The 18,615-nt window shown below is 43.6% G+C and carries 19 protein-coding genes; 8 read left to right on the forward strand and 11 right to left on the reverse strand.

The window, feature by feature from the left end; all coding sequences use genetic code 11:
• Nucleotides 1–12 precede the first annotated feature (12 nt).
• Nucleotides 13–1,116 (forward strand): alanine racemase, encoded by a 1,104-nt coding sequence (locus tag AAA938_RS13220; protein ID WP_338229216.1) that lies wholly within the window; start codon nucleotides 13–15, stop codon nucleotides 1,114–1,116.
• A gap of 90 nt (nucleotides 1,117–1,206) precedes the next feature.
• A complete protein-coding gene (locus tag AAA938_RS13225; RefSeq protein ID WP_338229217.1) occupies nucleotides 1,207–1,605 on the forward strand; it encodes a hypothetical protein in 399 nt (132 codons plus the stop codon).
• A 399-nt stretch (nucleotides 1,606–2,004) separates the two neighbouring features.
• Here the strand turns inward: AAA938_RS13225 and AAA938_RS13230 are convergent, their stop codons facing one another.
• The 5 genes from AAA938_RS13230 to AAA938_RS13250 form a co-directional block, all read right to left on the reverse strand.
• Nucleotides 2,005–2,457 carry a putative toxin-antitoxin system toxin component, PIN family gene (locus AAA938_RS13230; protein ID WP_338229218.1) on the reverse strand — a complete coding sequence of 151 codons (453 nt, stop codon included), beginning with the start codon at nucleotides 2,455–2,457 and terminating at the stop codon, nucleotides 2,005–2,007.
• Nucleotides 2,454–2,657 carry a hypothetical protein gene (locus AAA938_RS13235; RefSeq protein ID WP_338229219.1) on the reverse strand — a complete coding sequence of 68 codons (204 nt, stop codon included), beginning with the start codon at nucleotides 2,655–2,657 and terminating at the stop codon, nucleotides 2,454–2,456. Before AAA938_RS13235 ends, AAA938_RS13230 begins: the two co-directional genes overlap by 4 nt.
• Before the next feature lie 178 nt (nucleotides 2,658–2,835).
• A complete protein-coding gene (locus tag AAA938_RS13240; protein ID WP_338229220.1) occupies nucleotides 2,836–3,831 on the reverse strand; it encodes an MlaD family protein in 996 nt (331 codons plus the stop codon).
• On the reverse strand, nucleotides 3,828–4,574 hold the full coding sequence (locus AAA938_RS13245) for an ABC transporter ATP-binding protein (RefSeq protein WP_338229221.1): 747 nt from the start codon (nucleotides 4,572–4,574) through the stop codon (nucleotides 3,828–3,830). Before AAA938_RS13245 ends, AAA938_RS13240 begins: the two co-directional genes overlap by 4 nt.
• Before the next feature lie 4 nt (nucleotides 4,575–4,578).
• On the reverse strand, nucleotides 4,579–5,343 hold the full coding sequence (locus AAA938_RS13250; RefSeq protein ID WP_338229222.1) for an MlaE family ABC transporter permease: 765 nt from the start codon (nucleotides 5,341–5,343) through the stop codon (nucleotides 4,579–4,581).
• Between the two features lie 96 nt (nucleotides 5,344–5,439).
• Between AAA938_RS13250 and AAA938_RS13255 the strand changes: the two genes are divergently transcribed.
• Nucleotides 5,440–6,258: a peptidylprolyl isomerase gene (locus tag AAA938_RS13255; RefSeq protein ID WP_338229223.1), complete on the forward strand. Its 819-nt coding sequence runs from the start codon at nucleotides 5,440–5,442 to the stop codon at nucleotides 6,256–6,258.
• Between the two features lie 246 nt (nucleotides 6,259–6,504).
• The gene (locus tag AAA938_RS13260) at nucleotides 6,505–6,819 is read left to right on the forward strand and encodes a hypothetical protein (RefSeq protein WP_338229224.1); all 315 of its coding nucleotides are present in this window, start codon (nucleotides 6,505–6,507) and stop codon (nucleotides 6,817–6,819) included.
• Between the two features lie 33 nt (nucleotides 6,820–6,852).
• Here AAA938_RS13260 and AAA938_RS13265 read toward each other — a convergent pair whose 3' ends face one another.
• The 3 genes from AAA938_RS13265 to AAA938_RS13275 all read right to left on the reverse strand — a co-directional run bounded on the left by AAA938_RS13265 (nucleotide 6,853) and on the right by AAA938_RS13275 (nucleotide 11,292).
• On the reverse strand, nucleotides 6,853–8,232 hold the full coding sequence (locus AAA938_RS13265) for an MATE family efflux transporter (RefSeq protein ID WP_338229225.1): 1,380 nt from the start codon (nucleotides 8,230–8,232) through the stop codon (nucleotides 6,853–6,855).
• Nucleotides 8,233–8,372: 140 nt separating this feature from the next.
• The gene (locus AAA938_RS13270; RefSeq protein ID WP_338229226.1) at nucleotides 8,373–10,061 is read right to left on the reverse strand and encodes an AMP-binding protein; all 1,689 of its coding nucleotides are present in this window, start codon (nucleotides 10,059–10,061) and stop codon (nucleotides 8,373–8,375) included.
• A 73-nt stretch (nucleotides 10,062–10,134) separates the two neighbouring features.
• The gene (locus tag AAA938_RS13275; RefSeq protein ID WP_338229227.1) at nucleotides 10,135–11,292 is read right to left on the reverse strand and encodes an acyl-CoA dehydrogenase family protein; all 1,158 of its coding nucleotides are present in this window, start codon (nucleotides 11,290–11,292) and stop codon (nucleotides 10,135–10,137) included.
• 144 nt (nucleotides 11,293–11,436) lie between these two features.
• Here AAA938_RS13275 and AAA938_RS13280 point away from each other — a divergent pair, with 144 nt between their 5' ends.
• Both AAA938_RS13280 and AAA938_RS13285 read left to right on the forward strand, forming a co-directional pair.
• Nucleotides 11,437–12,399 carry a phosphotransferase gene (locus AAA938_RS13280; RefSeq protein ID WP_338229228.1) on the forward strand — a complete coding sequence of 321 codons (963 nt, stop codon included), beginning with the start codon at nucleotides 11,437–11,439 and terminating at the stop codon, nucleotides 12,397–12,399.
• 1 nt (nucleotide 12,400) lies between these two features.
• Nucleotides 12,401–13,651 (forward strand): ADP-ribosylglycohydrolase family protein, encoded by a 1,251-nt coding sequence (locus AAA938_RS13285; protein ID WP_338229229.1) that lies wholly within the window; start codon nucleotides 12,401–12,403, stop codon nucleotides 13,649–13,651.
• A 49-nt stretch (nucleotides 13,652–13,700) separates the two neighbouring features.
• Here the strand turns inward: AAA938_RS13285 and AAA938_RS13290 are convergent, their stop codons facing one another.
• Both AAA938_RS13290 and AAA938_RS13295 read right to left on the reverse strand, forming a co-directional pair.
• Nucleotides 13,701–14,291, reverse strand: a complete 591-nt coding sequence (locus AAA938_RS13290) for a hypothetical protein (RefSeq protein ID WP_338229230.1) — start codon at nucleotides 14,289–14,291, stop codon at nucleotides 13,701–13,703.
• Nucleotides 14,292–14,673: 382 nt separating this feature from the next.
• Nucleotides 14,674–15,255 carry a hypothetical protein gene (locus AAA938_RS13295; protein ID WP_338229231.1) on the reverse strand — a complete coding sequence of 194 codons (582 nt, stop codon included), beginning with the start codon at nucleotides 15,253–15,255 and terminating at the stop codon, nucleotides 14,674–14,676.
• Between the two features lie 177 nt (nucleotides 15,256–15,432).
• Here AAA938_RS13295 and AAA938_RS13300 point away from each other — a divergent pair, with 177 nt between their 5' ends.
• Nucleotides 15,433–16,041 carry a hypothetical protein gene (locus AAA938_RS13300; protein WP_338229232.1) on the forward strand — a complete coding sequence of 203 codons (609 nt, stop codon included), beginning with the start codon at nucleotides 15,433–15,435 and terminating at the stop codon, nucleotides 16,039–16,041.
• Nucleotide 16,042: 1 nt separating this feature from the next.
• Nucleotides 16,043–17,116 carry an alpha/beta hydrolase gene (locus AAA938_RS13305; protein WP_338229233.1) on the forward strand — a complete coding sequence of 358 codons (1,074 nt, stop codon included), beginning with the start codon at nucleotides 16,043–16,045 and terminating at the stop codon, nucleotides 17,114–17,116.
• Between the two features lie 165 nt (nucleotides 17,117–17,281).
• Here AAA938_RS13305 and xylA read toward each other — a convergent pair whose 3' ends face one another.
• Complete coding sequence (xylA, locus tag AAA938_RS13310) at nucleotides 17,282–18,595, reverse strand: xylose isomerase (protein WP_338229234.1); 1,314 nt, start codon at nucleotides 18,593–18,595, stop codon at nucleotides 17,282–17,284.
• Nucleotides 18,596–18,615 lie beyond the last annotated feature (20 nt).

The following is an 18,615-nucleotide window of genomic DNA, read 5'->3' on the forward strand; positions in this document are numbered from 1 at the left end:
AACCCAAGCCCCATGTCCTATTTAGACCAAATCTCTTCCCCTACTTTACTTATCGACGAAAAAATCACCCGGGCAAACATCAAACGAATGGCTGATAAAGCCGCTAGTCAGGGAAAAAAGCTGGTACCCCATTGGAAAACCGCCCAATCTCATGAAATCGGGAATTGGGCCAAGGAATACGGAATCAAAGAAGTCACCGCGTCCTCCATCAAACTTGCCGAATATCTCTGCGGACAAGGTTGGGATACCATCCATATTGCCTTTCCTTTCAATATTAGGGAGACCAAAAAACTAAATGAATTGGCAGCCAATCAATCACTTTCAGTCCAAATCGTCAATCCCATCACTGCTCAAAAACTATCCGATCAACTGACCAATCCGGTTGGTTTTTTCATAGAAATCGACGCAGGATACGGTCGCACGGGAGTTCATGTGTCTGACTTTGGTACCATCAAGGAAATCCTCAGAATCGCCAAATCAAGCAATAAGCTGAAATTCCGAGGGTTTTACCTTCACCCGGGCCATACCTACTACACACCCGACAAACAGAAAATCTACAAACAAAGCATCGATGCTCTGATCATGCTCAAAACCAAATACAGCAGCGAATTTCCGGATTTGGTCACCCGATTGGGAGATACTCCAGGATGTGCTGTGATGGAAGATTTTGGAGATGTGGATGAACTTGGTCCTGGAAATTTTGTCTTCTTTGATCTGATGCAAGCAGAATTGGGTAGCTGCTCCAGAGAAGATATCGCCGTATGTTTGGCTGTGCCTGTGGTGGATATTAACCGCGAGAGAGGAGAAATATTAATCCATGGAGGAGGTGTTCATCTGGCCAAAGATGTGCTGATAGATAAGGACGGGAACAAAAACTTTGGAGAGGTGGTAGCCCTGCATGAAAATGGGTGGTCTCTTTTGCCCGATCGATCCTATCTGAAAAGTATCTCACAGGAACACGGGGTAATCAAAGCCTCCCAATCACTGTTAAATCAGGTTCAGGTGGGAGATTTATTGGGCATTTTGCCCATCCACTCTTGTATGACGGCAGATTGCATGGGAGGATATCTGAGCTTGGATGGCCAATGGGTTGATCATGCCGAAGGTTGTCATTAATTCATTGATTTTGGCTAAGAGGCATTCTTTAATCCATATTTTGATACTGAAATTCTTAAATTCAAATCTGTTCTTCAATTCACTTTAATTATGAAACATCTAAAAACACTTTCTCTTTTACTCTTCCTTTTCGGAGTAGTTTTCGCCGCTCAAGCACAAGTGCCAAAAATCCCCAATGTAGGAGGAGTTGACCTTTCCAAGCAGGTATTGGGAATATTGGACAATACTTCAGGTCTCAATCTGACCGGAGATCAAACCAGCAAACTAAAGGAAAACAACAAGTCCTTTGTAGACCAATTGTTTAAAATCACCGGTGGTTCTGGATCAGATGATCAGAAAAAAGCAAGCATTCTCGATTTGAAAAATAAACGATTGGGATTCCTTACCAATCTCCTGGGAAGTGGCTTGGCTGATAAATATTTGGGCAGTGTGCTCAAAGGAATCAATCCTCTCAAATCCAAACTTGGGCTGGCGGCTTTAGCCTTCTAGCCAAAATGAGACGAGAAACTCCGGGCAAAACTCGGAGTTTTTTTGATTAATTGAAATTCTCTTTCCCCTTCTCAGCCTTCTTTTGGGCTTTTTCTTGCTTTTTGAAATACTTTCTGAAAGGGAAGTTGGATCGAATCGCCCCCCCTTTAGACGTAGATTCTGAGGCTGGGTGGAATTTGCCAGCCTTCCAAGCCGGCCCAAGGTTAAAATCCTTCGCAGAATGATTTCTTTACGCCTTGTCCTACCCTCATATCCTTACCAATTTGCAATTGGCTAACTATCTTCAGCTCTTTTATCATAGCAAATTACAAATTTGTATTTATATGAAGGCGTAATTGCAAGTTACGCCTAGGCAACGTCACTTTTAAACTCTAACTCAAACTACACTCAGCGGGGAAATTAGAGATCTGACCTTTTCTTTTGAATGTGGATATAGAGCTCATCTGTGGTAATAATCCTACCCCAATTTTTCTTAATTAATCCCTGAATGAGCTTCTTGTCTCCCGTCCACAATTTGGCTTTTGCATGCTCGGCGAGAGCGATGAATTCCGTATCATCAATGTCAATATCACTTGCAATTATTTCTGCCTGTGCGAAAATTTCCAGAGGTATTAATTTGATATTAATGAATCTGATTTTTTGAATGATTAGCCGAATCACTTCGGCTAGTTCAGAATCTGAGTATCCCGAAAGTAGTTTTAATTTGGCCTTATGGTCTTCTAATTCTTCTAAAAGTTGATGGGTAGCGTAAAAATTCAAATTGGTTTTTGGATGAAGGATGATCCTTCCAATTTTGCTATTGCTGTTTAAAATGGCACTAAAAGCAATATTTGTATCAATTACGACTCTCACAGCCCCAATTTGGACTTGGTTTTTTCCCAGCGACCTCTTTTTACTTCACTTACCAGGTTGTCTACATCCTCTTGGGTAGCCTCAGATTTACTGGAAATCTCTTTGTAGCGGATCAAATCCGTCAAATCCTGCAAATCATCCACATTTACTGAGGCAGGAATCCGGATAATCACTTCCTTCTTTGTGCGTTCGATTTTCATGGCTAAGCTTTTTTAAATATACAGGATTCTAAAGATAAGGTTGAAGATATTTCGGTTATGAAATTTTTCTTTCAACTGTCTTTTTTTGGGTTTTGAGGATAGATTACCCCGATAGCTTTATGAGATTGGTCTGGATTGGTGAGGGTTTTACAAACTAATCACAGTGAAGGTTTTTTGATTAATTGGAATTCTCTTTCACCTTTTCAGCCTTCTTTTGGGCTTTTTCCTGCTTTTTGAAGTACTTTCTGAAAAGAAAGTTGGACCGCATCGCTTCCATATTGGTATTGAAGCTTTCCGTGCTTTGCTCTAAGTTGATCATGGTCTGGATCAAGGTTTCTCTAAAAAGCGAGTCTTTCATCAACATCCCAACTGTCCCCTGCCCCTCTTGCACATCCTGAAGGAGAAGTCTGATTTGCTGAAGGGCCTCATTGGCTTCTTGGGTGGTTAATTCCATTTGAGCAAGGGTTCGTTCGACACTTTCAGTCAGTAGGGTATCCGAAATCAAAGAAGCAGTCAAGCCATCTCCGCTTTCCATCTCCTGAAAAAGTTCTTTACCTGCCTTTGCCATTCCAGCGGCATTATTCCCTGCCAAAGTAAAGGAACGAACTGCCCCTTTCACCTCGGAGACCAAAAGAGAATCCGACACCAAATTCCAAAGCACCTCATTTTCATTGAGTCTCTCGGTAATTTCTGCCAGATTCATCAGCGTTCTTTCCAAATAATCTCCTGAGTCATTTAGCTTTTTGAGCATTTCCTCGGTACCGACTTGGTCCAAGGGGTACAATATCACCCCTTCCTCGATCGGATTGCCGGGGCCTTCCTGGGGGTGAACATGAATGATTTTATTTCCCATTAATCCATCGGTATTGATCGTGGTGCGGGAATTGTCCAGAATGTAGGGAGCCATGGTCTTCTTGATCAGCAGACGGACTCGAATCAGCTCAGGATCCTGCATTTCGATATCCGCCACCGTACCCACATTCATGCCCTTGTACCTGACATTATTGCCCGGCAATAGGCCGTTTACGTCTTTTATCTCCACATAGACATTCATGGAAGCTCCCAGGATATTCTGATTTCTCCCGATCATGTATAGAGAGAAAACCAAGAATAAAAGCCCCTCAATGACGAGAATGCCCAATTTGGTATTGTCTAATTTTTTATCGCTTTTCATAGGCCTTCAAAGAAATCCCTGACTTTGGGATCGGTATTTTTCAATAGATTTTCAAACTGATCTTCCGCGTAATTTTTGCCTTCGATCAGCATGACGATTCGGTTTCCGGTCATTTTGATGCAATTCATATCATGGGAAATAATGATGGCTGCCGTGTTGTACTTTGCCTGAATGCTATTCATCAATTCACTGATTTCTCTCGCCGTAATCGGGTCCAATCCGGTGGTCGGTTCATCGTAGAGGATGATTTTGGGTTTTAGGATCAGCGTCCTGGCCAAGGCGATTCGCTTTCTCATCCCTCCGGAAAGCTCCGCAGGCATCATGTCGATCGTATGACCCAATCCAACATCTTCTAAGGCTTCTTTTACGGCATTTTCCGCATTGGCTTCCCGCTCCTCCTTGGACCAATGCCTTCTCAAGGGAAACATTAGGTTTTGCCGGACCGTCATGGAATCATAAAGCGCATTGCTTTGGAAGAGAAAGCCAACATCGGCTCTGAGTTGATCCATTTCATCTTGATCCAAGGCACTGATATCCTGATCCAAAACAACGATATCCCCTGAATCCGGCTCAATCAGCCGGATAATACACTTGATCAAGACCGATTTACCGGAGCCGGACTTTCCCAAAATCACCAAATTCTCTCCTTCAAAGAGGGAAAGAGAAAAGTCCCGAAGCACATGATTTTCCCCAAAAGATTTGTTGAGATTTTTCACTTCAATAATGGCTTTCTCCCTTTCCATATCTTTAAGTCAATCCCAAGACATCTGCAATCTGCACCGCAATCAAATCCAGAATAAAAACCATCAAAGAAGCCACAATCACTGCTGTGGTAGCCGATCTTCCGACCCCCTCAGTACCTTTTTGTGAAGTGTATCCTTTGTAACAGCCTACTATTCCTATTGCAAAACCGAAGAAAATGGTCTTTACCATCGAGGGAACAAAATCCCCGAAAATCAGGGCTTTGTAAGCCTGATACCAAAACAGGGACCAAGACACATCTCCTTTCAAATTGGCTCCTAAATACCCACCGTAGAGCGAAACAGCAATAGCCAAACTGGACAGAATAGGTACCATAACAGTGGAAGCCAAGACACGAGTGACTACCAGGTATTTAAATGGATTGGTTCCTGACACCTCCATGGCATCAATTTGCTCCGTCACCCGCATGGAGCCCAACTCAGCCCCGATCCCTGACCCGATTTTACCTGCACAAATCAAGGCTGTAATGACAGGAGCGATCTCACGAACCAGGGAAACAGACACCATGGATGGCAGCAGAGATTCCGCACCAAACTCCACCAAGGTGGGCCTGGACTGAATCGTCAAAACCAAGCCCATGATAAAGGCGGTGATTCCCACCAAGGTGAAAGTCTTGTACCCTATCCAGTAGCATTGGTTGACAAACTCCTCCCATTCCTGCTTGGGCTTAGAGACTTCTTTGAAGAATCGAGCCGTAAACCGGGCGATTTCTCCTACTTCTCTGAAAAAAGCATGTTCCTTAGTAGCCACAATATTTCGCTTTTTAGATCTTAGACAAGTTGGGTAGATTGCAGGAAAATAATCGCAAAGAAGATCACCCAAATCCCTGATATAAATCAGCAAAACATGAGTCCAATTCCAAGCTTTATCAGTCAGCTGCCTTTACTTTTGGTCTTGGTAATCCAATTTTTATTTGGAAATTCTGACCCAGTCAAGGTGGAAATGAAAACCAATTATGGCACTATGATCTTGATGCTTTATAATGAGACTCCCATACACCGGGACAATTTTATCAAGTTGGTAAATGAAGGCGTCTATGACAGCCTGCTTTTTCATCGGGTGATTGAGGGTTTTATGATCCAAGCTGGGGATATTCAAAGTAAAAATGCGGATTCCACGGCACGATTGGGAAGTTCCGATCTCCCCTATACCCTACCGGCAGAAATCAGACCGGAGTATTTTCACAAAAAAGGAGCGATCGGCGCAGCCCGAACCAACAATCCCCAAAGGGTATCCAGTAGTACCCAGTTTTATATTGTCCAAGGGAAAATTCAAAATGACAGTTTGCTAAAGCACAATCAGGGTAGAATCAATCAGTTTCTTTCCCGACACTATGCGGTCAATGACCCCACAAACAAACCGCTTTTGGATTCCTTGGATCAGGCAAGAAGTCAGCGAGATTCGCTTCTAATCGCCCAACTGCAGGAAAAGTGGAACCAAATCGCCGAGAATTACCGGGATTTTAAAGCCTACGAAATACCAGAATCACATCAGCAAGTGTACAAAACGCTAGGAGGAAGTCCTCATTTGGATCAAAGCTACACTGTCTTTGGAGAGGTGATTTCAGGACTGGAAGTGATCGATTCCATCGCTTCAGTGAAGACCAATCGTCAGGATCGGCCTCTGACTGAAGTAAGAATCCTTTCCATGCGAATAGTGGAGTAAGAATACCAAGGCTAATGAATTCCGTTTTCGCTTGAGGCTAAAAATATTTCCTTGTTTTAAAAATCAGAAAACAGATAATTCATTCTGAATTTTTGAAAATTAACTTCTTTAATTTTGAATAATCAAAATAAATTAAGCCATTTACAGAATTTTATTTCATTTATAATGAAAATTAATTAACCTGAATTACCTCGTTCCGTTTAGGTAGTTAGTATTACTAACCAACTATACAAACTTTATTAAACCATGAAAATTACAGGAACGAGTAACTTCAAAAAGTCAGGGCTTGCTCTCTTGATTTTTGCAATGAGTATGTGTTTTACGCTAAATACTCAGGCGAATCAGCCATCCAATCAGCCGGAGGCAGTAGAAATACTAGTTGAAATTGAAGGGCTGAAAAAGCAATTTCCTACCATCATCTTGGTGGATAAAGAGCTGAAAGTGAAGGCGGAATTTTACGGAGACGAAAAAGAGATCAAAAAAGAATTTGCGGCTTTGTTGGAGAAAACAGAGCTCCTTCTCGAACACAATTCGCATAGAATCTATCTAATCACAAAATAAAAACAAGCCTTCCTGAAGTTCAGGAAGGCTTTTTTATACCTCCATTTTCTTCCATTTTCCCTGACGGAAAAAGTAATAAGAAACCAAAGCATGGAAGGAATGACAAAATGCGATGGAAATAAATATTCCCAAGTATTTCATTCCCATCGGAAAAGCCAGAAAATAGGCCAAAGGCACTTCCATTGCCAATAATACGCCTGTATTGATCCAAGCGGGCGTTTTGGTATCCCCGGCCCCATTGAAAGCCTGAGTGAGGACCATTCCCACAGCAAAAAACACATAGCCTAAAGCAATCACCCAAAGCCCCTGAGCGGCTACATCCCTCACTTCAGGAATATCCGTGAATATCTCAGCCAACTGCTTGCTAAACAGCAAATAGATTCCCGTGACCGAGGCCATAAAGATGACATTGTATCGGGCTGTCAGCCAAACGGCATGCTCCGCCCGCTTTAGTTTTTTTGCACCGAGATTCTGCCCCACCAATGTAGCCGCCGCTCCGGAGAGGCCCCAAGCGGGTAAAATGGTAAATATCAGAACCCTGAAAGCAATGGTATAACCTGCCAAAGCTGCCGAACCGAATTCTGCATTCATCCGCGTCAAGGCTACCCAAGAAACAGAATCAATCAGGAACTGACCCATCCCGCCCAAGGACAAATCGATGATTTTTCGGATAGTCTCCCATTTGATTTTGAGGTTTTCCCGGATGATTTTGAGACGGTGCTTTCCGTTGAAAAGGTGATACATCTGGTACACCACCCCGACACTTCTACCCAAAGTAGTGGCGATTGCAGCCCCATCTAGCCCAAAACCTTCCCAGCTACCCAGTCCAAAAATGAAAAGTGGATCCAAGATGATATTCAGCCCATTGGCTATCCAAAGGGAACGCATGGCATGATGGGCCTGACCAGCCCCTCGAAATGCCCCATTGATGAGAAAAAGGAGCATAATAGCCGTATTTCCAGCAAAAACAATCCGTGCGTAATTAGTCCCCGACTGCACCACAGCCTCCTCTGCTCCCATCAAGGTCAATAAATCAGAGGCAAATATCCAGCCTGCGATCCCCATAAATATGGATATCACTCCACCCACCAGCAAAAGCTGAAATGTAGCCGAACCTGCCTCCTGATATTCTTTTTCCCCAAATCTTCTGGAAACTAAGGCCGTACCTGCCATACTGATTCCAAATCCAATGGCATAGGTCAACACAATCACGGACTCAGTCAAACCCACTGTAGCAATGGCAAACTCTCCCAATTTGGCCACAAAGAAGATATCCACTACGGCAAAAGCGGATTCCATCATCATTTCCAGAATCATGGGAATGGCGAGAATAAAAATGGCTGTACGGAGAGAAAGACGAGTAAAGTCCTGCTCCTTGCCAAGAATCGCGTCTTTGAAAAGCTGCCAGTTCATTCAGTCAAAAATTAAAGAGACAAATAGTCCAGAGTAGAAATTGATAAAGCCTGGTTTACTTGTTTTGAAAGTGCACAAAGGAAACAAAAAAACCGCGAAAACGCGGTTTTATGAGTTTAGGATTAGGTTAGTTTTTCGGATTATCCGTTTTCTCCTACTTTTTCGATATGCGCTTCCTTGATTTTTCTCCTCAGAATTTTCCCCACATTGGATTTAGGTAATTCATCTGTGAAATAAACCTCTCGAGGAACCTTATAATTGGTCAGGGACTCTTTACAATGTGAAATTACTTTCTCAGCAGTCAAAGAACTGTCTTTTTGAACCACATAGGCTACGACCTTCTCTGTTGACTTAGGGTCAGGCATTCCAATTACCCCTACTTCCAATACTCCTGGACAAGAAGCTACAGCATCCTCCACTTCGTTTGGATAGACATTAAATCCGGAAACCAAGATCATCTCCTTCTTACGGTCTACGATCTTCACGAACCCATCTTCATCCATAATTCCGATATCTCCTGACTTGAACCACTCCCCGTGCATCACATTGGCAGTTTCCTCGGGACGGTTCCAATAGCCCTTCATAACTTGAGGCCCTTTAATCAGAATTTCTCCCCGCTCTCCGGTGGCCAAAGGATTACCCTGATCATCGGCAATCATCACTTCCGTATTGGGTAGAGGTACCCCGATAGTACCAATTCGCTCGGTCCCATCGATAGGATTACAGGTGGCTACCGGGGACGTTTCAGTCAAGCCATAGCCTTCGGCAAGAGGAACTCCGGTGATGCTTTTCCACTTCTCAGCAGTAGCTCGCTGTACTGCCATCCCACCTCCCACGGCAATCTTCAAGCCTGAGAAATCCAAACTCTTGAAGGCTTCCTGATTGAGTAAGCCATTGAAAAGCGTATTTACTCCTGTAATTACCGTGAATCGCTTTTTAGCTAAATCACCAATAAAGGCCTTCATATCTCTTGGGTTGGTAATCAGCACATTATGAGCACCAATTTTTAGCATGGCCAAACAGTTGACCGTCAAGGCAAAGATGTGATAAAGAGGCAGGGCAGTGATTACAATTTCTTCCCTCTCTTTCAATCGGGGCTTCATCCAAGCCGAAATCTGCTGCATGTTGGCGACGATATTTCCATGGGTCAGTTCAGCCCCTTTAGAAACTCCTGTGGTTCCACCGGTGTATTGCAAAAATGCAGGTTGGTCCAAGGTACAAGTAGCCGGATTGAAGGTAAACGCTGAACCTTTGGAAATGGCCTGCTTGAAGGTAATTGAGTTTTTCAGGGTGAAAGGAGGCACCATTTTCTTCACGTGTTTCACCACGAGGTTGACGATGGTTCCTTTCAGTCCACCAAGCAGGTCTCCCAATTCGGTAACGACGACATGCTTGGCAGAGATTTCATTCTGGATTTTCTCGAGGTTTGAGGCGAAATTGGCGACAATCACAATCACATCCGCACCGGAATCATTGAACTGATGTTTCATTTCCGAAGGAGTGTAGAGCGGGTTGGTATTCACCACGACCATTCCTGCTCTCAAAGCGCCGAACATCACGACAGGATATTGTAGGATATTGGGCATTTGGATGGCTACTCTGGAGCCTTTCTCCAATTTCAAAACCTGAGTGAGGTAGCTGGCAAAATTCGCACTCAGCTTATCAAGTTGATCAAAAGTGAGGGTTTTGCCCATGCACTCATAGGCGATGACAGATCCATACTTTTTGACGCTTTCTTCAAACAGCTCTGTTACACTGGAATAGGCCTTGTAGTCAACTTCTTTATCCACGGCGGCCGGGTATTGCTTTAGCCAAGGGTAATCGTTCATTGGTTTGGGTGGGTTTTGGGTTTTATTTGGAACAATTACTTAAAAATCCATTGTATCACCAAGTGTTTGAATTTTACTTCAAGATTTTTCTGGCAATGAGTTCTTTCATGATTTCATTGGTGCCGGCGTAGATTCGCTGCACTCTTGCATCTGCCCAGCCTCTTGCTACCGGATATTCCCACATATAGCCGTATCCTCCGTGAAGCTGAACGCACTCATCTGCCACCTTACACTGTAGCTCGGTCATGTTGTATTTGGCTGCTGAGGCCATCGCCGAATCCAGTTTTCCCTCATTGTGTAGCTGAACCAAATAATCACAGTAAATGCGTCCCTGCTCAAGTGCAGCGGTCATTTCAGCTAGTTTAAACCGGGTATTTTGGAAGTCGGAAATGGGTTTTCCAAAAGCCCTTCTCTGCTTGACATAGTCCAAAGTAGACATGAGCATAAATTCCCCCAAAGCCACTGCTGACAAGGCTACGACCAATCGCTCCTGGGCCAGTTCAGTCATCAGGTATTTGAAACCATCCCCTACTTTTCCAAGCAGGTTTTCTTTTGGAATTTTGACATCCTCAAAAAACAACTCACAGGTATCCTGAGCATGAAGGCCCACTTTTTCGAAAGGAACACCCTTGGAAAAGCCTTTCATATCCCTGTCCACCAAAAACAAACTGATGCCTTTGGCCCCTTTGGAAGGGTCTGTTTTGGCTGCCACTACCACTACATCCGATAGATATCCATTGGTAATAAAGGTCTTGGAGCCATTGAGCAGATAATGGTCTCCTTTGTCTTCTGCCGTGGATCGCATTCCCTGAAGGTCAGAACCAGCCCCGGGTTCGGTCATGGCTACCGCACCGATGAATTCTCCGGTCACCATCTTGGGAATATATTTTTTCTTTGCTTCCTCGGTAGCATAGTGAAGAATGTAAGGCATCACAATGTCACTGTGTAGAGGGTATCCAATGGCTGGACCAGAACAACCACTTAGTCCGATTTCCTCAATCAAAATGGCATTGTACCGGAAATCCTGAATATTCAATCCTCCGAGTTCCTCCGGGGCCTGCATGCCCAAAAATCCGTTTTCTCCGAATTTCAGCCAGGATTCTCTGCTTACCATTTTATCCTTTTCCCATTGGGAATTGTTGGGGACGATTTCTCTTGCGATAAAATCTCTGACACTTTGCCTGAATAGGTCGTGTTCTTCTGTAAAAAGTGATCTGTGTAGTCCGAACATATTTGGGTTTAGTTTTTCTGTTTTCAAAAATAAGATTTTTGTCAAGAGGCATACTTGCCGTTCCTCAGACAATTGCCAAGAATTTGCAGAAATTACCCCAAAATGAAGCCAAAGCATTTACTTTTGAAACCTTGCAATTGAATTATGATAGAATTATCAGAACATAGTACACCAATAAAGATTCAAGATCTCGGCTTCTGGAATAGTGGTGAAAAGGTAGAGGAAATCAGTATCGCCGGTCCGGGAAATATGAACTTGGTGCTCAGGATAAAGACCAATCAGCGGTCTGTTATCCTTAAGCAATCCAAACCTTTTGTTAAGAAATTCCCCCAAATACCCGCTCCGATCGATAGAATCCAAGTTGAGCATCAGTTCTATCAAGTCCTGGACGAATCTGGGGCTATGCTCGAGTTTGTTCCACAGATCTTGGGCTTTGATCCGGAAAATCACCTGTTGCTCACGGAGGACTTGGGAACCGGAAAAGATTTTTCAGATATCTATTCCGGGGAAAAAAGCCTGAGTTTGAATGAAGTGGATCAGCTTGTTCATTTTTTGAATGTGCTTCATGCGCTACCTGTAAAGGACTTTCCAGACAATCTTTCCATGAGAAGGCTTAATCATGAGCATATCTTCAATTTTCCTTTTTTGAAGGAAAATGGTTTCGATCTCGATACCGTTCAGCCCGGACTTCAGAAATTGAGTTTGGAATTCAAGCAGGATCAAAACCTAAAAATGGTCATCGAGGCACTTGGAGAGCGGTATTTGGCTCCCGGAAAAACTCTCCTTCACGGAGACTTTTATCCCGGAAGTTGGCTACAGGTCAATTCTGGAATCAAGGTGATCGATCCTGAATTTGGCTTTTTGGGAGATCGGGAATTTGACTTGGGCGTTTTTCTCGCACATATGGATATGGGATTACAGGGTGAAGAGGTTCTTAGTAGGATTTTAAAGCAATACGCACATCCAATGGACCCTCGCCTATTGAATCAATACCGGGGCGTGGAAATCCTTCGGCGCTTGATTGGAATCGCTCAGCTTCCTCTTCGACTGAGTTTGATGCAAAAAGAAGAGCTCTTGAACTTTGGTAAAAAACTGATTTTGTCCTGAAATGAAGTCTTATTCTTACCTGATCGCCCCCTTGTTTTTCCTTCTCATTTCCTGTTCAAAGCAGGAAAAAAAGATTGAGCAACCTGTTTTTTCCAATGAAATTCAAACCGAATCCGCACTTACAGAAGCTGAGCTTTACGATAAAGTGCTGGGGATGCTGGTCGGTGCTGCCATCGGTGATGCTATGGGGGCTCCTACAGAAATGTGGAGTAGAGAAAGTATCAATTTGGAATATGGCTATGTGGAAGGACTTGACTCCATGATTCGTGAAGTCTCTCCCGAAGGTACCTGGAAGGCCAATCTTCCGGCTGGAGGCACTACCGATGACACCCGATGGAAAGTTCTGGCTACAGATTATTTACTGACTCAGAAACCGGGTGAGTTAGAGGCAAAGGATTTTGCCAAGCATATTCTCAACAGCTATGAACAAAGCCTGAAGAAATTTCAGCAACTGGAATCCTTGGACCCGGAACCCTATGAGCAGGTGATGCTGGAGGTAAACTGGCTTTCAGAATGGGCCAAAGTCAGTCAGCCTTTTCTGGACAACAATCTGATCGGGTACGCCGACTCTCTGTCCAAATTCTATGGAGGAGAAATGGTCTGTGCTGGGTTGCTTTATGCTCCTGCGATCGGAGTGTATTTTCCCGGACACCCTGAAAAAGCCTATCAGGAAGGATACAAACTTAGCTTTTTTGATTTGGGCTATGCTCGGGATATCTCTGCCTTGGCTATGGCCATGACCGCAGCTGGAATGAAACCAAAGGCAACCAAACAAGACCTCCTTGCAGCTTTAAGACTGGATCCTGAAAGCTATTTCCAAAGCCGATTAGTGGGAAGAACTTCCTACAAAATCCTCAGAGATGCGCTCTATATCAATCAGGAAGCAAAAAAACTGGACAGTTTGCCTTCGGCTATGAGCTCAAACAGTCCTGCCCTAGCCTATGCATTTACCCAACTGGATCAAAAGCAGCAGGACATGCCTTTCCATGCCGGGGAGATTTTTCTTCAATCCCTGACGGCCATAATTTATTCCGATTTTGATTTCAAAAACTCCCTGGTTTTTCTGACCAATTATGGAAGAGACAATGATACTACGGCTGCCTTGGTAGGAGGAATTTTAGGAGCTTGGTATGGCTTTGAAAAACTACCGGTAAAGGAAAGGGAGCAAGTGTTGAAAATCAACAAAAGTGAACTTGGGATAGACCTTACTGAGACCGCTCAAAAACTCACTTCACATTTACTCAAAAAATAACCCCGGCTCTCAAAAGAACCGGGGTTGGCTACAATAGGTGGTTTAATCGTTATTCGAAGTGGATGGACTTCATTTGTCCTCTTGTATCTATCACTTCAAAATAGACGTCCTGAGCTTCAAGTCCTTTTAGCGCGTAATCCTTCTTGAAAGCGTCTTTTACATTCAAATCTTCCGAATAAATCAACGCGTTGCTTCCTTCTTCCCGGATGCGAACTTTTACTCCCTCTTCTACGATTCCGATCACAGTCAGCTCGATGGTGTTATGATCGGTCATTTTACCATAAGCAGTAAGAGGGGAAGCTGCCATTTGCGCAGGTCTCTCAAAGGTGTTTACCTTGTATTCTACCTCTTCTGAATCCGATTCGATCTTGACGGTAAACTCTCCGCAAGGCAATTCGGATAGGTTGTAGGGAATGACTACATCTTGGTCTTGTACCTTGACTTTTTTCTGATGAAGCTTTTTCCCTGAATGATCAAAGATGGCGATTTTGGCCTCTCCTACTCCTTCTTTAAGGAGAACGTTTACTTTTTTGAAATTAGCTTTGACATCGGAATCGGCTCTCAAGTCGTCGGATGCAAAAGAAGCAAGGCTACCTAAAGTCAATGTGCCTGCAAGTGCGAATGTGAATAAGGTTTTCATAATGTTTGTGTTGGTTTAGTGTTGTTAGCCTTAGTGCGAACAGAATACCAAATGCCAACTGACCAAAAAAGGAAAGCCTTCAGGAGGGTTGTGAATTAAGATTTTTTTAAAAAAATAGAGGCAAAAGCAAATAAATCCTTCACGGAAAATTGCTGAAAAAATGATCGACTCTGGGAAAACCTCCGTTCGAATGTCACATTTCCGTACAAATCAGGGCAAAAACTCCCCAAAATCCGGGTTGCATGATATTGCTTAGGTTAAGAGAAATTAATTTTAAAAAATTTCTAACCTATTGAAATCAAAGCTCTTGGCACAAAAAAACCTGTACGCTTACGTACAGGCTTTGTCCGATTGGAATCAAAATCCGGGATTTTTTTAGCCATTAAAAGGCGTAGCCAAATCCAAATCCGGCATATAGAGGCCAAAAACCATTATTGTTGAAGATCGGAGTCAATGCTACTCTCCAAGTAAATCCTCCATCCACAGGCACTCTTCGATAGCCAAAGTTCATGGTTCCCATCACACTTGGCGAACCATCCACATCCAAAATGTAATTATAGCTACTCGTTTCCTGAACGGTAGAAGTACATATGTATTGACCATTGGAATCAAAGAACCCATTGGCGCAATAAGAATAGCTGTATTCATCAAAGGCGAACAAAGTGGCACCAAAACCCAACTCAAAGTAGTGCGGCCCTTTTCCATAAAGTTTATTGACCATGATGGGAAGGGAGAAAAAAGAATCTCCATCGGTGGTATAGCCTCCAAACCCCAAACGCATTCCCCAAGAATCCATTCGACTGCGATCAAATCTAAAGTCATAATTGAAGGAATAAGGAAGTCCAGCCCCTCCTACTTCCAAAAAAACGGATTGATAAGGAACTTTCGTTTCAACCGAATACAGGTCCTGTGCCTTTGCAAAAGTGGCAGTGGTCAAAAAGAGAAGAATTAGAAGCTTTTTCATATTGGAGCATTTAGGTTTAGTTTTCAACGCTAAAACTAGGAAATCCGCTACATTTTAAAGCAAAAAGTAGCTATCACAGTCAAAAAATTTTCAAAAACCAGATTATTTCTTTTGCTAAAAAACCTGAAAAAAGACTCGAAGCTCCTTGATCCTCATCCAATTGTTTAATTTTAAGTTATGAAAGCGGCGGGAAAGTCATGGATTGGAATTTCAAAAAAGTGGAAAGCCACAGTTTCCATCAGCCTTGCCTACCTTTCAGCGTTGGTTATTTTTTCCTGCGTAGAAACTCCCGAATTGGATGACTTATGCCCCGAACCTGCCGAAGCGGATGCGATGGGGATCAAAGATGTTTTTTATAGCCCTTACACCAATCAGCGCTATTCCAGTTCATCGGACACCGTGCCTTTAAGTGAATTTAGATTCAATTTTGAATTGGAAATCCAGAGAAAAGAAAACCCTTCCGGTGGAAGTTTACCCGGGCAGGCTTTTGCTTTGAGCTGTTTGGAGACTTTTACCATCCGCAATATTTCCAACATTTCGGTGATTTTGACAGCACCTTTTGCCGGAATTCCAGTTGGGACAGATATCGCTTATCTTTTGGAGACTCCCGAAGGGGAAAAATTATCCGAGCTGCGAGCTTTTGAAGGGATTTCGGTTTACTTTGGCACCCGATTGACCATCACCCCAGAAAATTATTCCCAATTGAAAACAAGAACCTTTTTGTTTTTAAGAAATGGAGACCGCTCCTTTATCGATTCTTCTTCTCCCTATTTAAAGATCAATTAACATGCTCAGAAAGATTTTTCTAGGCGTATTTGCCACAGCCATGGTTTTGGCGGTCGTCTACATGCTAGGACCAAAAACCAAAAAAGAAGACTTAACTGTTCATTTCCCGGAAGTCCCCACCCGACTGTCCGAATTGGAAAAGTATGTTCATGACCGGGAGGACAGCGTCATTGGGCTGAAGGAGGGAAACGAAGCCTATATCCAGTGGGCAGATAGTCTCAACAAAAGAAAAACTCCCTACTCCATTATTTATATCCATGGATTTGGTGCAGGTCCAATGGAAGGAGATCCCGTTCATCGTTTTCTTGGAGAGCATTTTGGGGCCAATGTCTTCGTGACACGCCTTCCTGACCATGGCATCCGCAGGACAAACGGGATGGAATATGTCAGTGCCCAAAAACTGGCCGATGCCGCCGGAGAGGCCTACCAAATCGGAAAAAGCCTCGGTGACTCAGTCATCGTGGTAGGCACATCCATGGGAGGAGCTCTTACTTTGCTTTTGGCTAGTCAACAGCCCGAGATCGCTGCTGTAATTTTATATTCTCCTGCGATCCGGGACAATGGAGAGCGACTCTCTTACCTTTTTAGCCCTTGGGCAAAAGTATTGATGAAAAGCGCTATGACCGAAAATGGGGTCGTGGATATGAACAGAACCGGAGAAAAAGCGCAATACTGGTCAGAAATCCAGCATTTCAATGCCTACGAGAGTCTGGGTATTCTGATGTACAGCGCTATGAACGCCGAGACTTTTGCAAAAATCAAACAGCCTCTTTTTCTGGGCTACTATTTTAAAAACGATCAGGAACAAGACCGGGTAGTCTCAGTTCCCAAAATGCTGGAAATGTACAGTCAGCTGGGAACTCCAGAAAATCTCAAACGCGAACAGGCTTTTCCAAATTCAGGAGATCATGTGATTGCCAGTTCGATTACTTCCAATGACTGGCAGGGAGTGCTGTTTGCAAGTATTGATTTCTTGGAAAATGTGGTCAGGGTCAGGCCCAACCCCAAATATCAAGAACAGGTCGAGGAAATGGCTAAAGCCAAAAGTCTGGTGGAAAGCCTGGATCAGGAATAAAAAAGAGGCCGTCTCAAAAGTGAGTTTGTCACATTGAGCACTTGAAAGACGTGAGTCTTGAAATCGAAATGTCGTCCAGAAACCTGGAAATGGCCTTCGACTCCGCTCAGGCTGACAACCATACGATTTATGAGACAGCCTCTTAATTTTTAATCTTATCTCAAATCAAATAAACCGATTGATCAGATTTTCGAAATATTCCTGCTTACCAGAAATCTGCTTTGGCTCTCCTACTTCCATAGCATGAGCACGAAGGTCTTCGAGGGTCAGTTGACCTGCTTCAAAAGCCTTTCCTTTGCCGGAATCATAGCTGGCATATCTGTTTTTTCTCCGCTCGAGATAATCTGACTTTTCCATAATATCAGAAGCAATAATCATAGCCCGTGCGAAAGCATCCATACTACCCACATGTGCAAGGAATAAATCCTCAGGATCTGTGGAGTTTCTTCTCACCTTCGCATCAAAGTTTACTCCTCCTCCCTGCAAGCCACCTGCAGCTAGGATTACCAACATGGACTCTGCCAGCTCCTGAAGATTAAGTGCAAACTGATCGGTATCCCAACCATTTTGATAATCTCCTCGGTTGGCATCGATAGAACCCAAAAATCCTCCATCAGCAGCCACCTGAAGCTCATGCTGGAAAGTATGGCCTGCTAAAGTAGCGTGATTGACTTCGATGTTGAGTTTGAAATCCTTGTCCAGTCCATAATGTCTTAGGAATCCAATCACCGTCTCGGAATCATAATCGTATTGGTGCTTGGTTGGCTCCATGGGCTTAGGTTCGATGAAGAAGGTGCCCTTAAATCCATTTTTTCGAGCATAGTCTCTCGCCATGGTCAGGAAGCGAGCCAAATGATCCTTTTCCCGCTTCATATCGGTATTCAAAAGGGACATATACCCTTCTCTTCCACCCCAGAAGACATAATTCTCTCCACCAAGCTTAATGGTAGCATCCAAGGCATTCTTCACTTGAGTCCCGGCAAAAGCCAACACATCAAAATTAGGATTAGTGGAGGCTCCATTCATGTAGCGGGGATTGCTAAACACATTGGCAGTACCCCAAAGCAACTTGATTCCGGAGGCTCTTTGATGTTCCAAAGCATAATCAGTGATGATTCCCATTCTTCGCTCATATTCTGCGAGATTTGGTCCTTCATCAATCAAGTCGATATCATGGAAGCAATAGTAATCCACTCCGATTTTAGAGATGAATTCAAAAGCTGCATCCATTTTGTCTTTTGCTCGCTGTACAGGGTCAGGATCGGCATCCCAAGGATGAACAATAGTACCCGGCCCAAAGGGATCTCCTCCGGTACCACAGAAGGAATGCCAGTAGGCAATGGCAAATTTGAAATGCTCCTTCATGGTCTTTCCGGCAATGACGCGATTTTCGTCATAGTACCGAAATGCCAAAGGATTGTCGCTTTCCTTTCCTTCAAATTGGATTTTGCCGATGTTGGGGAAATAGGTCTTAGCCATACGTTTTAGGTTATTTTGAA

This window comes from Algoriphagus taiwanensis (assembly GCF_036245645.1).
Classification (GTDB): domain Bacteria; phylum Bacteroidota; class Bacteroidia; order Cytophagales; family Cyclobacteriaceae; genus Algoriphagus; species Algoriphagus taiwanensis.